The organism is Streptomyces sp. NPDC046308, assembly GCF_055588065.1.
Map to the genome: position 1 here is coordinate 856,521 of NZ_JBVJFB010000001.1, position 13,365 is coordinate 869,885.

Consider the following 13,365-nt stretch of genomic DNA (forward strand, 5'->3'; position numbering starts at 1 on the left):
TAGCGACCGCGCAGTCGGATCCGGAAGTTGCTCAGGTGGAGGCGAGCACCCGGGCGGCGGCGCGGTTGGTGATGGACAAGGGGAACTTGCGGTGAAGTGGAATCTGCGGACGGTGGCCGCGCAGCGGGACCTATGGCGGCCGACCGAGGTCCTGGAGGCGTTTCGGGCGGTGGGATTCACGCCGTCGCTGAGCAAGGTCGCGGCGCTGTGGGGCGGTACGCCGGTCACGCTGCGGCTGGACGATCTGGACCTGATCTGCGCCGCGCTCGACTGCACGGTGGCCGACCTACTCCAGGCCGAGCCGGTCGCGGTCGAGCGAGCGCTCGGGGACACCGGCGCAGGGCCCGCAGATCCGATGCCCGTCGACGCGGCCGATCAGCACCCGGGTCCGCTCGCACAGCGGGCAAGGCATGGGGTGGCTGCGGGCGGTCCGGTAGCAGGCGGTGCAGACCGGGCCGAGCGGCCATGTACGGTCCCGAATGCAGTGGCACAGCAGAGCGCACATGCGGTCACCGGCCGAGGGCGGCAGTTCGAGCAGGGATCCAGTTCGGCCGGTTTGCCGCAGGCCGGGCAGGTGCGGGTCGCCGCGGCCTGCCGGCGGCGGCAGGCCGCGCAGGTGTTCCGACTCGGTCGTGGTCCGATAGTTCCGCAGACCACGCAGGCGCCGATGTTGCCACGGTTAGCGAGGGTCCCTTCGCAACCGAGACAGACCCGGCCGCCCGGGACGGCCCGGCGCAGCGACCGGACGCGTCCTGCCCCAGGCTGTCAGTACGCGGGAGCAGCATGATGCGTCGAGCCCAACTCCGCCTACTTAGAGTCCCAGGCCTCGGCGAGCGGAACCATGTGGTCGATGTCCAGCGCACCAGTCGGCGTCACCTCCCGCTCGTCGTAGTACGACCACCACGCCCCGCCGGTCAGGGTGCAGCCCGGCCCGATCTCCGGGTAGACGACCGCCTCGGCCAAGAGCACCTCCTGGCGGGTGTTGCAGCCGTCGGCCGGGATGTCGCCGACGTTCCAGTGCCGGAACGAGGTCCGCCGGTAGCCGGTCCGGTCCTCGGTGGCGAGCGGTAGCGCGGGAGCCTTGGCGGGCTCGGCGTCCTGCGCGGTGTGCAGGAGGCCGGCCGGTGCCGCGCGCCCACGGGCAGGGGATCGACGCCGTGAGCTCCGGCCTGGTCGTGCCTTACGCCCGAGAATGAGCTGCCGTCGCAGACCGCGTAGCGGATTTCGCTGGGAAAGCGTCCTGGAGGCAGCGCCCCCGCCGCCAGGTGCTCTCTCCCTCCGTATACTCCCCGTGTTCCGGCGGGGGCCGGTCCGGACGTGACCGTCGTCGGCTCTCGCGGGCGGACGAGGACGGGTGGAGAGGATCACGCGCGTGGGCTTGGCAAAGGACCTCGGCGGTCCGCATCGGTCCGTCGGGGCGGCGGGCGCGTCGGGCCCCGTTCGGCGCCCGTGGATCGGCGGGGGCGATGGCGTCCCGCGTTCGCTCCGTGGGCCCGCGGCCCGCCGTGCGCGCGCCGCCGCGGGTGGTGGCGGACGGGTACCCGCCGGGGTCCTGCGGCCGGTCGGGGGTCCGGCGACCGCGCCGAAGCCCGTCACGGCCGGCCGGGTGGTACCGCCCGGGTCCACGCCGGCGCGGCAGCCTTGAGCACGGGCACCCTGGGGTCCGTGGCGTCGTCCGGGGGTGGTGCCGACGCGTGGCGGGTCGAGGTCGATGCGGCGCCGGGCCGCCTGGTCGTGGCCGGGGTGATCGGCAAGGCCCGGGAGCACGCGCACGCCGCCGTACAAGTACTGGCGTGCAGGTCCGGCAGAGTGCTGCTGAGCGACGGGCGGGACGAACTGCCCGTACGAGCCGCCGTCATCCCCGCTGGGCACACGCATCGCGTGCGTCCGGCAGCGGGGCCGCCGCCGATTGGGGTGATGGTCTACCTCGACGCGGACACCACCGCCGGCCGCGCCCTGCACGACACCGCGGCCCGTGGCGGGGTGGCCGGCTGGGCCGCCGCGGCGTCGGTGTTCGCCGAGGCGGAGTCGCAGCCCGTCGGCGTGTCGGCGGCCGGCGTGCTGCGGGCGCTGGACAGGCTCGGGGCCGCTGCCCCCGGGCAGCCCCGGCACCCGGCCGTCGCAGCGGCGCTGGCGGCGCTGCCGGGCGCGGTGGCGGACGGACCGGTGCGGGTGGCCGAGGTCGCCGCCCGGGCCGGCGTGTCCGCGAGCCGGCTGGGGCACCTGTTCGCCGAGCAGTTGGGCTGGTCGTTCCCGGCGGCGGTGCGGTGGGCGCGGCTGCACGCCGCGATCGTCTCGGTGCGTGGTGGGGCGAACGCCACCGAGGCCGCGCACGCCGCCGGGTTCTCGGACAGCGCCCACCTGACCCGCGTGTGCAAGGCCATGTTCGGCATCACCCCCTCCCAGGCCCTGGCCGCCGCCCATTGGACGCCGACGGCCGACGGCCTTGATGCGCGGCGGGGCCGGTAGCGGATCCGTTCAAGCCTGCCGGGCACTGCGGCCGCGAGGCTGCTGGTATGCCTACAACGACCGCCGCGGCGCCCGCTGCCGCCCCCGCTCGATTCCTGGTCCGGTACGCGTACGTGCCCTTCATGCTGCTCGGCGTCAACGGTGCCGCCATCTGGCTGGTGAGCGCCGGAGCCCCGAAACCGTGGCTGTTGGTGCTGTTGGCGTTCGCGGTGGGCTGCTCGTTCGCCGCCGAACGCGTGCTCCCGTACCTGCCCGCGTGGAACACCCCGCGCGGGGACGGCCGCCGCGACACCGTCCACGCGTTCGTCAACGAGGTGTTCACCCTTGCCGGACTGGCCGTCGTACCTGCGGCCGCCGCGCTCGCACCGGCCTCGGGGGCGTGGCCGGACAGCTGGCCGCTGTGGTGCCAGGTGCTGCTCGCCGTCGCCGTCGCCGACGTCGGCATCACCCTCGTACACCGCGCCAGCCACCACGTCGGCTGGCTGTGGCGGCTGCACGCCGTCCACCACAGCGTCACGCGCTTCTACGGCTTCAACGGTCTGATGAAGCACCCCCTCCACCAGAGCCTCGAGACCCTCGGGGGCGTCACGCCGCTGCTGCTGCTCGGCATGCCCCTCGACGTCGCCTCCGTCCTGGCCTTCGCCGTCGCCGTCCAGCTACTGCTCCAGCACTCCAACGCCGATTACCGCACCGGGCCGCTCACCAAGGTCCTCGCCCTCAACCAGGGCCACCGGTTCCACCACCTGAAATGGGCCGGCATCGGAGACGTCAACTTCGGCCTGTTCACCCTCGTCTGGGACCACGCCATGCGCACCTACACCTACGACCCGGACCGGCGGTTCACCTCCGAGGACCTGGGCATGGCCGCCAAACCCGACTACCCGGTCTCCTACCTCGCCCAGCTCGCCGAACCGTTTCGGCCCGACCGGCCGAAAACAGACACGCCGAAAACAGGGATGCCGAAAGCGGGGACGCCGGACACCGGCGCGACGCGGACCGGCACCCGCTCCTGACGTCCGTCCGGGCGTTCTTGATCACTCATGTGGCCACCGCCACTCCCCCACGCATCCCCATGACCGCGGGCCCGGTTCCGGGCCACGTCGCGGCGGGATCGACGAAGACAGGAGGAGCATGACCACCACCGACCTCACCGAGGCCAGGGAGCGGTCCGCACCACCGCCCGCTGCCGATCGCGCGGCGGAAGAGAGCACGAAGGGGCTGCTGCGCCCCCATTACGCGAGTTTCGCCGCCGTGGTGACGCTGCAGGTCATCGGCGCCCTCGCGGGTCTGATGCCGCTGCTGGCCGTCGTGGAACTGGGGCGCTCCCTCTTGGCGCCCGGCCCGCTCGACGCCGGCCATGTCCGGATCGTCGTGGTCGAGGGTGCCGCGGGCCTGTTCCTCCGGCTTCTGTTCACGGCCGCTTCGTCAGGACTGGGACACGTCGTGGACGGCCAGGTGCAGCTGACCCTCCGCCGGCGACTGGCCGGGCAGCTCGGGCGGGTACCGATCGGCTGGTTCTCCCGGCGCCGGACCGGTGAGCTGGCCAAGGTGGTGGGGGACGACGTCAGCGCCGTGCACCCGTTCATCGCCCACGCCCCCGGGGAGCTGGTTTCCGCCTTCGTGGTTCCTCTGGCGTCGCTGGTCTACCTGTTCACCATCGACTGGCGGCTCACGCTGATCACGCTGATACCGGTCGTGCTGGCAGTGGCGCTGGTCCCCGTGATGATGACCCCGGCCCGGTTGCGCGAGCAGGAGGAGTTCGACGCGGCCATGGGACGGATCTCGAGTTCCGTCGTCGAGTTCGTCCAGGGCATCGCGGTGGTCAAAGCGTTCGGCGCGTCGGGGCGCGCCCACCGTCGGTTCCTCACGGCCGTGGACGATTTCGTCGGCAGCTTCCTCGGGATGGTGCGCGGGCTCGCCGGCGTCGCCGCCGGCATGCAGGTGGTGCTGTCGCCGCCGTTCGTACTGTCGGTCGTCCTGATCGGCGGTACGGCTCTGATCACCACCGGTGGCATGGCTCCGGCCGACCTGTTGCCCTTCCTGCTGCTCGGACTGGGCCTGACCGCTCCGGTGGCGGCCCTCGGCCACGGGTTCGACGACATGCAGGCGGCCCGCCGCGCCGTCGGCCGGATCCGGGAGGTGCTCGCCGTGCGGCCGCTGCCCGAGCCCGCGCACCCGGTGGCGCCGCGGGGTCACCGGGTGGAACTGCGCGGCGTCCGGTTCGGCTACGACGCCGATCGCGAGGTCCTGCGCGGCGTCGACCTGGTGCTCGAACCGGGCACGACCACCGCGATCGTGGGGCCGTCGGGGAGCGGGAAGTCCACGCTGGTGCAACTGTTGCCGCGGTTCTTCGACCCGACCCACGGCTCGGTGACCCTGGGCGGTGTGGATCTGCGCGAGCTCGGCAGCCGGGAGCTCTACCGGACGGTCTCCTACGTCTTCCAGGACGTCCGCCTGCTGCGTGCATCGGTCGCGGACAACATCGCCCTGGCGGTACCGCACGCCGACCTCGACGACGTGGTACGCGCCGCCCGGCTGGCGAACATCCACGACCGGATCCTCGAGCTGCCCCGCGGATACCGTTCGGTGGTCGGTGAGGACGCCGGTCTGTCGGGTGGCGAGGCACAGCGGATCGCGCTCGCACGCGCACTGCTCGCCGACGCGCCCGTCCTCGTGCTCGACGAGGCGACCGCCTTCGCGGACCCGCAGACCGAACAGGCGGTGCGCCGGGCACTGGCGACGCTGGGGGGTGACCGGACGGTCCTGGTCATCGCCCATCGCCTGGAGACGATCGCCGACGCCGACACCGTCGTGATGCTGGACGAAGGACTGGTCGTCGAACAAGACAGACCGGCCGATCTGCTGGCGCGCCCCGGAAGGTTCGCCGCGTTCTGGCAATCCCGGCGGACGACGCCGGCCGACCAGGTCGCGACACCGGATGACGTACCTCAAGGAGGCGGGCCCCGATGATCCGAATGCTGCTGCGCGTGCTGGGCCGCGAATACGCCCGGCCGGTGCGTCGCACCGTGGCCCTGATGACCGCGACCGCGGTGGTCGAGGGCCTGTCCTACGCCCTACTGGTTCCCGTGCTGCGGGCCCTTTTCGGCAGCACGCCCGAAGACGCGCGGCTCTGGCTGATCGCGTTCGGGACCGCGGTCGCGGGCTATGCGGTACTGCGTTACGTCAGCGACCGGTCCGGTTTCCATGCCGGGGCCACGCTGTTGCGCGGCACGTACCACCGTCTCGGTGATCATCTGGCACGACTGCCCCTGGGCTGGTACGACGCGGGCCGCCTCGGAGAAGTGTCCGTCCTGGCCGGCCGCGGCGTCCTCCAGGCGATGAGCGCGATCGCGCACCTGCTGGGCCCGTTCATCTCCGCCTGCGTGACTCCCCTGACGATCGTCGTCGTGATGCTGGCCTTCAACTGGCAGATCGGTCTGGCCGCGGCGGCCGCCGTACCGATCGTGGCGGTGATCCAGATCCGGACCGGCCGCTCGATGGCCGCCGCCGACGCCGACCGGCACGCACGCGACCACGAGGCCACCGGGCGGGTCATCGAGTACCTCCAGGCCCAGCCGGTGCTGCGCGCCGGAGGCCGGACCGTCGAACGCTTCAGGCTGCTCGACGACTCGCTGCGGGACGTCGAGCGCGCGTCCCGGCGCTCCGCGCTATCGGCGCTGCCCGGGGTGGTGGGGTTGACGCTCACGGTACAGATGGCGTTCACCGTGGTGCTGGCCCTGGGCGCCTACCTCGCGCTCGGCGGGGACATCGGTGCGGCAGAGGTCCTGTCGATCCTGGTGCTGGCCGCCCGCTGCGCGGATCCGTTGCTGTCCCTGGCGGACATGGGCGGCCAGATGCGCGGCGCGCGTCACGAGCTGGAGAGGCTCGACGCGGTGTTGCGTACCGAGCCACTGCCGGAAGCTGCAGAACCGGTCCAGCCGGTACGGCACGACGTGGAGTTCGAGTCCGTCTCCTTCCGGCGCGGCGACCGGACGGTGATCGACGACCTGTCGTTGTGGTTGCCGCAGGGACAACGGCTGGCCGTGGTCGGACCCTCGGGTTCCGGCAAGAGCACGTTCCTGCAGCTGCTCGCGAGGTTCTACGACGTGGACGCGGGGGCCGTGCGCGTGGGCGGTGTGGACGTACGTGCGGTCGACCCACAGGTGTTGGTGGCGCAGTTCGCCATCGTCTTCCAGGACGTTTATCTCTTCGACGGCACGATCGAGGAGAACGTGCGTCTGGGCCGCCCGGACGCGGACGACGCCGAGGTACGGGCGGCAGCGGCGGCGGCGCGGTTGGACGAGGTGATCGAGCGCCTGCCCGGTGGATGGTTGACGCGTGTCGGCGAGGGCGGGGCGCTGCTCTCGGGCGGTGAGCGCCAGCGCGTCTCGATCGCGCGGGCACTGCTGAAAGACGCGCCCGTCGTACTGCTGGACGAGGTGACCTCGGCGCTGGACCCGGTGAACGAGGCAGCCGTCCACGAGGGCATCGAACGCCTGATGGCCGGCCGGACGGTGGTGATGGTCGCGCACCGGATGCGGACCGTCCAGCGGGCCGATCGCGTCATCTTCCTGGACGGCGGCCGGATCGTGGAGGAAGGCAGCCATGACGGGCTGCTGCGCCTCGGCGGCCGCTACGCCGCTTTCTGGAACGCTTCCCTGGCTCCGGGCGGCGCGTGACGAGCCGGACCACGGCGGTCGGACCGTGCCGACGGCCCTGCCGGAGCAGGTCCGTCGGCCCCGTGCGGGCTGGAAGACGCCGACCGTGCTCAAGCGGGCCACCGCCCCGTAGGCGGTCCCGCCGCCCGGCCCCAACTGCCCGGACTCCGACGCCACCAGCGCGCCGTCCACGCCCTCCTGCGCGGGCCGACCGCGCCCCCGCAAGGCAGCAGGCCGCCCGGCGGGCCGCCCACCAGTTCCGCGCCGGCGCGGTCCGGCCGCGGGCCCCGGCGCGGGTTCGTCCGGCTCCGCCCGTACGTCACCTATCGGGTCCGGAAGGGAGCGCGGACGGCAGCCGCCTGCCTGGCCGGTGCGCGGACACGGAACTCGGTGAGCCTCTCCTTGATCACCTTCCGTTCGTAGGCCTCCAACGCGGGGCCCGTTCGGCTCCGAGCTGGTAGCCGTCGGGCCGTCGTAGGGACACCACCGCCCGACAATGCCCACTGCCGGAGCACAGCTTCACACCTGCAGGGAGCCTCTGACCAGCACCAACTCGCACCTGTCTATAGCAGTCGGCGGGAGAATGACTTGGGCTGTCGTCACGCATGCCAGCAACAGGTCGGCACTACCCGTCAGTTCCAACCAGCAGGTCACTGAGGCTGTGTCAGTGACACTCAGGCAACGATGCCCCACTGACACTCTCCCGCAGACCATCACCTCTGAGGGGCGAGGCCGACGGAGTTCTGGCTCCAGGACGTGCTGCAGAGTCCGGAGGCAAGGCACATCACAAATGAGTCACCGTGGCGAGATTATGCCCCAGTTGCCCGTTTCCGGGAAAGAACGCCCTGGTCAGAGCGCTACGTTGCTCCTCTCGTACCTAGATCATCGGGTACTCGCAGAAAGACCGAGGACGTATGGCTACTCGCTTCTCCGCGGCAAGACGCCGTGGAAGAGGGCCCTGGGGGACCACCCACTGGATAGCGGGCGGAGCGGCACTCATCGTGACCGCCACCCTGATCCAGAGCTCACACCCGGCAGACGCCGCTGCATCAACGGCCGCCGCGGCCAAGCCCGGCGCCGTGACCGAAGAACTCAACCTCGCGCGCGCCCGGGTGGCCGCGCGGACGGGCGGCCACCGCGTGGAGGCGGTCTCCGAACGGTCCGAGACCTCCACCACGTGGGTGAACCCGAACGGCACGCTCACGACCGAAGTGGCCGCCGGACCCATCCGCTTCTACGACCAGCAGGCACGCGCCTGGCGCGCCGTCGACGTGACCCTGGGTCACGGCCCGGACGGGTCCGTGGCGTCCAAGGCCCACCCGCAGGGCCTCAAGCTGGCCGCGGGCAGCGTCCCCCGGATGGCCAAGGCCACCCCCCAGGCCGCGCCGTCCGTCAACTACACCAGCACCGACCTCGTCACGCTGGGCGAGGGCGAGCAGCAGATCACCCTCAAGTGGAAGGGCGCCCTGCCGTCCCCGAAGCTCGACGGGGCCCGCGCCGAGTACACCAACGCCGTCCCCGGCGGTGACGTCGTCATCGAGGCCACCCGCGGCGGCTTCGAGCAGTTCGTCGAGCTGAAGCAGCGCCCGGCCGGCGAGAACTACTCCTACACCCTGCCGCTGGTGGCCAAGGGCCTGAAGGTGGAGCAGCAGGCCGACGGCAGCGTGCAGTTCACCGACCGCAAGAGCAAGAAGACCGCGGTCATGCCCGCGCCGGTGATGTGGGACTCCACCGTCGATCCGGTCTCCGGCGAGCACACCCGCAAGGTGCCCGTCGCGATGAAGGTCGTCCAGGGCAAGGGCACGGTCGACCTGGTCGTCACGCCGGACGCGAAGTTCCTCGCGGACCCGGCCACCAGGTATCCGGTGACCGTGGACCCCTCCACCTCCGCGCTGGGCAACGTCTTCGACACCTACGTCCAGCAGGGCGAGACCGTCGACTGGTCCAACGACACCGAGCTCGACCTCGGCAACCCCGGCACGAAGAACGCGAACGGCACCTTCCGCACCGCACGTTCCTTCATCACGTGGAACACGGCACCGATCGCGGACGCGCTGGTCTCCGACGCCAAGCTGTCCCTGTGGAACTTCCACTCGGGCAACACCGACTGCGTCGCGCAGCCGTGGGAGGTCTGGGACTCCGGTACCCCGAGCACCGCGTCGCGCTGGACGAGCCAGCCCGCCATGGGCACCAAGTACGCCACCTCCACCGAGACCCGCGGCAACCCCGGCTGCGGCTCGGCGCCGGACGGCTGGATCAACGCCGACGTGACCACCCTCGTCCAGACCTGGGCATCCGCGAAGGCCCCGCTGTCCAGCATGGGCCTGCGCGCCACGTCGGAGTCCGTCGTCGGGCAGTGGAAGCGCGTCAACTCGGCGAACGCCGCCTCCAACCCGCCGAAGCTGACGGTCACCTACAACTACCGTCCGCAGACCGGCACCAAGCAGGAGGCCGGCCCTCCGTTCGTCCAGGACAAGACCCCCGCCTGGCGCGTCGAGACGACGACGCCGACCCTGCGCGACACGTTCGCGGACAAGGACGGCGACACGGTCAACGGCACCTTCCAGATCTTCGACGCCGCCACCAACACCCAGGTGGGCAACACGCTGGTCTCGCCGTTCGTCCCCGCCGGCACCCCGGCGTCGGTCGTCGTACCGGCGGGCGTGCTCCAGCACGGCCGCACGTACCGCTTCCGCACCTCGCCCTACGACGGCACCCACTACAGCAACAGCTGGTCCCCCTGGTCCAACTGGACCACCTTCACCGTCAGCCCCCTGCCCGACGCCCCCCAGGACATCCAGGCCGGCGCCCAGCAGACCCTGACGCCCATCCTGTCCGCGGTCGTCACGACCCCGGCGCAGACCCGCGTGAGCGCCGAGTTCTCCCTGAAGGACGCGGCCGGGAACCCGGTCCCCAATCTCCCGCTGCCTCCCGTATGGGTGCAGAGCGGCAGTCGGGCCGCCCTGCAAATCCCCGAGGGCAAGCTCGCGGACGGCGCGAGCTACCGCTGGTCGGTACGAGCCTGTGACAGCGTCGGCTGCTCACCCTGGTCGGCCGAGCAGATGCTGACCGTCCGCCTCCAGCCGCTGCCGTCGATGCCGGCCACGCAGTCCCTGGCCCTCACCGGCACCGCACTCGCGGGCACGTCCGCCCCGACCGACTGCGACACGCCCGGCTGCGCCACGCTGCCGAACGGGCAGCTCCGGATCGGTACGGCGGACGGACACCTGTGGGCGACGCACCTGAAGGCGAACCTCTCCGCGCTCCCGCCGGGAGCCCGGGTCACCTCCGCCAAGCTGTCACTGACCAGGGCCGACTGCACCACCCAGTGCGTGGCGCAGAAGCCGAGCGCGTACGAGCTCTCCACCGCCTGGACCGCGGCACAGAGCGGCAAGGACCTCCTCACGGCCGCGGGTAACGACAGCTACGTCTCCGACCTCGCGCTGTCCGAGGTCGACTTCGGCATGCTGGTGCAGTCCTGGCTCGACCGCGGCGGGAACGAGGGACTGGCCCTCACCGTCCCCGGCACGGCCGCCGGAGCGTCGTACCACTCCGGTGCGGCGGCGGACCCCGCCCTGCGTCCGAAGCTGACAGTCGAGTACCTGCCGCCGACCGCTCCCGGCGCCGCCGGCGACATCGTCACCACCCCCGGTGACACCGGCCTGCTCGCCACCTGGAACGCCCCACTCGACAGTGGGACGACCGGTGACGTCACGTACGTGGCGAAGGCAGAGAAGAGCGACGGTACGGTGGCGGGCACCTGGGAGGGCACGGCGCTGCGCGCCGTCTTCGGCGGGCTCGACAATGCCCTCTCCTACCGGGTCTCGGTGACAGCGAAGAATGCCGTCGGCAGCGGCCCGGTGTCCCGCTCCGCCCTGGCGCAGGGTGCCTCCGTGGCCGGTGGCACTACGCCGTACAAGGACTACGTCCAGGCCTACTTGAGCGCCCGGAACAAGGTCATGACGGGGGTCAGCGCCACCACGGCCGAGGCGGCGGCCGAGTCTCCGCACGGTGCAGTCTTCGGGGCGGTCCTCGACGTGCAGGAAGCCTCCCTCATCGGGGAGCTCGTGGCGCTGGGAACGCAAGGCCAGGCGTACGTGGGTGCCTCTTCGGCTCTGACGGACACCATGGTTGCCGATGGTGGGGCCGCCCGCGTGCTGGTACGAGCCACTGTCATCCAGACGACGACCCTGCGGGTCAACGGCGTCGACGAGGTGTCGGAGGAGCGGCGGGCCAAGCGGTTCGTGTTCAACGTCTCGGGCGGGGCGGTGAAGCTCGAGAGCGAATCAGATGACAGCGAGGCGGGGCAGAAGCTGTCTCCCACGGCTGCGGCGGGAACGCAGGTGGCCGCTACACCGGCGGACACCACGGGTGTGCCGACCGATGGCGCAGAGACCATCCTCCTGGGCGACGACGGGTTCCCCGTGTCGGACCCCGTGGCGGCCGGCGCCCTCACGGCCTCCTACGTCAACGGGTCCGGGACGGCGAGCTGGGCCTGGAACAACGCCGGCCGGATCCCGAGGGACTACGGCAGCAACGACTGCACCAACTTCGTGTCCAAGGCCCTCTACAACGGTGGCGGCATGAAGATGCGCCACTGGGCGTACTGGCAGGACCGTGCCTGGTGGCGGAACACCTCCTGGACGTCGTGGAAGAAGAACAGCCACACCTGGTCAGGGGCCCAAAATCTGTTCACGCACATGCTGAACTACCGCCAGCCCGGCTACGTCAACCGTGTGTACAATCTTCGGCCCGGGGACATCTTGTTCTTCAGCTGGAAGAAAGACAACGGTGTGTTCAATCACGCGGCGGTCGTGACCGGAAACAATCAGGGCGTCGTCAGTGTGGCCCAGCACGGCTACAGCGCCCATGACACCCTCCAGGGGATCATGGCCCGCCACAGGACCGGTCCCAATCCGATCGTCGAGGTCGGCGCGCTTCGGCCGACGTCGCGATGAGGCCAGGACCGGCCTTGCGGGCCGTGGCCGTTTCCGCGTTGGCCGTCGGCATGCTGACCGCCTGCTCCTCGGCCTACGACGCCGAAGACGTGGCGTACGCCGGTGACTACGGCAGCCACCCGCCGCTCGCCGTGGTCGGATACCCGTCCACGGGATCCCTGGGCATCACCCAGCAGGTGGTGTGGCGCATCGCCGACGGCAAGGTGGACGAGCTGGCGTCGCTCGCCGACAAGGACGACAAGGGCGTTCCTGAGAAGACTGCCGAGAACTGGATCACGGCATTCGGCAAGGGAGCCCGCGGCAAGGTGACCGCGGAGTTCTACGACGAGGGCTCGCTCCGGCAGGAAGTCGTGCTCTATCTGCACGAGACCGGCCAGATCAAACAGATCCAGGTCCGGGCCACCAGCGTGAAAGGCAAGGACATCTGGCGCGTGACCATGGACGAACCCTCCCCTGAGGAGGCCACCGCCGTGCACCCGTGGGTGCCGAAGAAGCCCGGCGAACTCGGTTCGAAGACCGTACGGTGAGCTGATCCGAACAAGTCAGGGCAAGGGGCGTCGCCTGCGTGGGAAACCGCGTGGGCGGCGCCCCTTCGCGGTACCGCAGCTGCACGTGAGCAGTTTCAGGCGCGGCTCGGTCACCCCGGCGAGGAGGACGACCAACATCTCGTGCGTGCAGACACCGACGCCCAGCGCACATCGCTTGGTGCCTCACAGGATGTCGCCCGCGCAATGACGCTAGTGCGACATCCGGGGGAAGACTGTTTGGGCGCGACCATCTCCTACGAGACGGCCCCGTAGGGGCGTCAGCCAGCGTCGTTCAGGGGCTCATCCGGCAGTTGCTCTGCCGCTGTGGTCAGGATGTCGACCAGGCGTCGGAGCGTGTGCAGCGCGAAGTCGTGGGCGGCTACGTGGCGCAGCAGCAGGTAGGCGTTCCCTCCGTGCAGCATCCGGGTCAGTCGGCTGCGGTACACCGTGTCGTCCGCCTCGTCGACGGCCGCCGCACCGACTCCTCGGTCCAGGCCAACCGCGCGAGCCCGGCAGCAAACTCCAGCTCACTTCCTGCACGGGACCCACCGGTCTTCCTCGTAGGCGTCGAGCAAGTCCGTGGCACCGCGCTCCACCACCCGCCATGCGAGGTCCGCGGGCCTCAGCTCCGCCTTCCCCCGGCTCGGCCGGCCCGAGTGGCAGGAGCCGCACAGGACAACCCGGCGGGCGACTCCGGAAGCGAGGCGGAAGATCACGGTGCGGGCTGGATCGGCCAGGACTTCGCCCTCGTCC

At 71.2% G+C, this 13,365-nt stretch carries 7 protein-coding genes and 3 pseudogenes; 8 read left to right on the forward strand and 2 right to left on the reverse strand.

The genetic code is table 11. The features are described 5' to 3' along the window. Positions 1-91 precede the first annotated feature (91 nt). A pseudogene (locus ACZ6JT_RS03880) lies at positions 92-433 on the forward strand (helix-turn-helix domain-containing protein); the annotation flags it as partial. A gap of 380 nt (positions 434-813) precedes the next feature. Here ACZ6JT_RS03880 and ACZ6JT_RS03885 read toward each other — a convergent pair. Beyond that, positions 814-1,113: pseudogene (locus ACZ6JT_RS03885) on the reverse strand (HNH endonuclease); the annotation flags it as partial. A 552-nt stretch (positions 1,114-1,665) separates the two neighbouring features. Here ACZ6JT_RS03885 and ACZ6JT_RS03890 point away from each other — a divergent pair. The 7 genes and pseudogenes from ACZ6JT_RS03890 (at position 1,666) to ACZ6JT_RS03920 (ending at position 12,612) form a co-directional block, all read left to right on the forward strand. Then, positions 1,666-2,469, forward strand: coding sequence for a helix-turn-helix transcriptional regulator (locus tag ACZ6JT_RS03890; protein ID WP_469206867.1), 804 nt, complete (start codon positions 1,666-1,668; stop codon positions 2,467-2,469). Between the two features lie 47 nt (positions 2,470-2,516). Then, complete coding sequence (locus ACZ6JT_RS03895; protein WP_469206869.1) at positions 2,517-3,482, forward strand: sterol desaturase family protein; 966 nt, start codon at positions 2,517-2,519, stop codon at positions 3,480-3,482. 118 nt (positions 3,483-3,600) lie between these two features. Further along, a complete protein-coding gene (locus ACZ6JT_RS03900) occupies positions 3,601-5,439 on the forward strand; it encodes an ABC transporter ATP-binding protein (RefSeq protein WP_469206871.1) in 1,839 nt (612 codons plus the stop codon). Continuing rightward, positions 5,436-7,148 (forward strand): ABC transporter ATP-binding protein, encoded by a 1,713-nt coding sequence (locus tag ACZ6JT_RS03905; RefSeq protein WP_469206873.1) that lies wholly within the window; start codon positions 5,436-5,438, stop codon positions 7,146-7,148. Before ACZ6JT_RS03900 ends, ACZ6JT_RS03905 begins: the two co-directional genes overlap by 4 nt. A 1,091-nt stretch (positions 7,149-8,239) precedes the next feature. Further along, positions 8,240-9,901, forward strand: a pseudogene (locus ACZ6JT_RS03910) (DNRLRE domain-containing protein); the annotation flags it as partial. 321 nt (positions 9,902-10,222) lie between these two features. Then, positions 10,223-12,085, forward strand: a complete 1,863-nt coding sequence (locus ACZ6JT_RS03915) for an amidase domain-containing protein (protein ID WP_469208176.1) — start codon at positions 10,223-10,225, stop codon at positions 12,083-12,085. A 23-nt stretch (positions 12,086-12,108) separates the two neighbouring features. Continuing rightward, on the forward strand, positions 12,109-12,612 hold the full coding sequence (locus ACZ6JT_RS03920) for a hypothetical protein (RefSeq protein ID WP_469206875.1): 504 nt from the start codon (positions 12,109-12,111) through the stop codon (positions 12,610-12,612). Between the two features lie 278 nt (positions 12,613-12,890). Here the strand turns inward: ACZ6JT_RS03920 and ACZ6JT_RS03925 are convergent, their stop codons facing one another. Next, positions 12,891-13,058 carry a hypothetical protein gene (locus ACZ6JT_RS03925; RefSeq protein WP_469206877.1) on the reverse strand — a complete coding sequence of 56 codons (168 nt, stop codon included), beginning with the start codon at positions 13,056-13,058 and terminating at the stop codon, positions 12,891-12,893. Between the last annotated feature and the right edge of the window lie 307 nt (positions 13,059-13,365).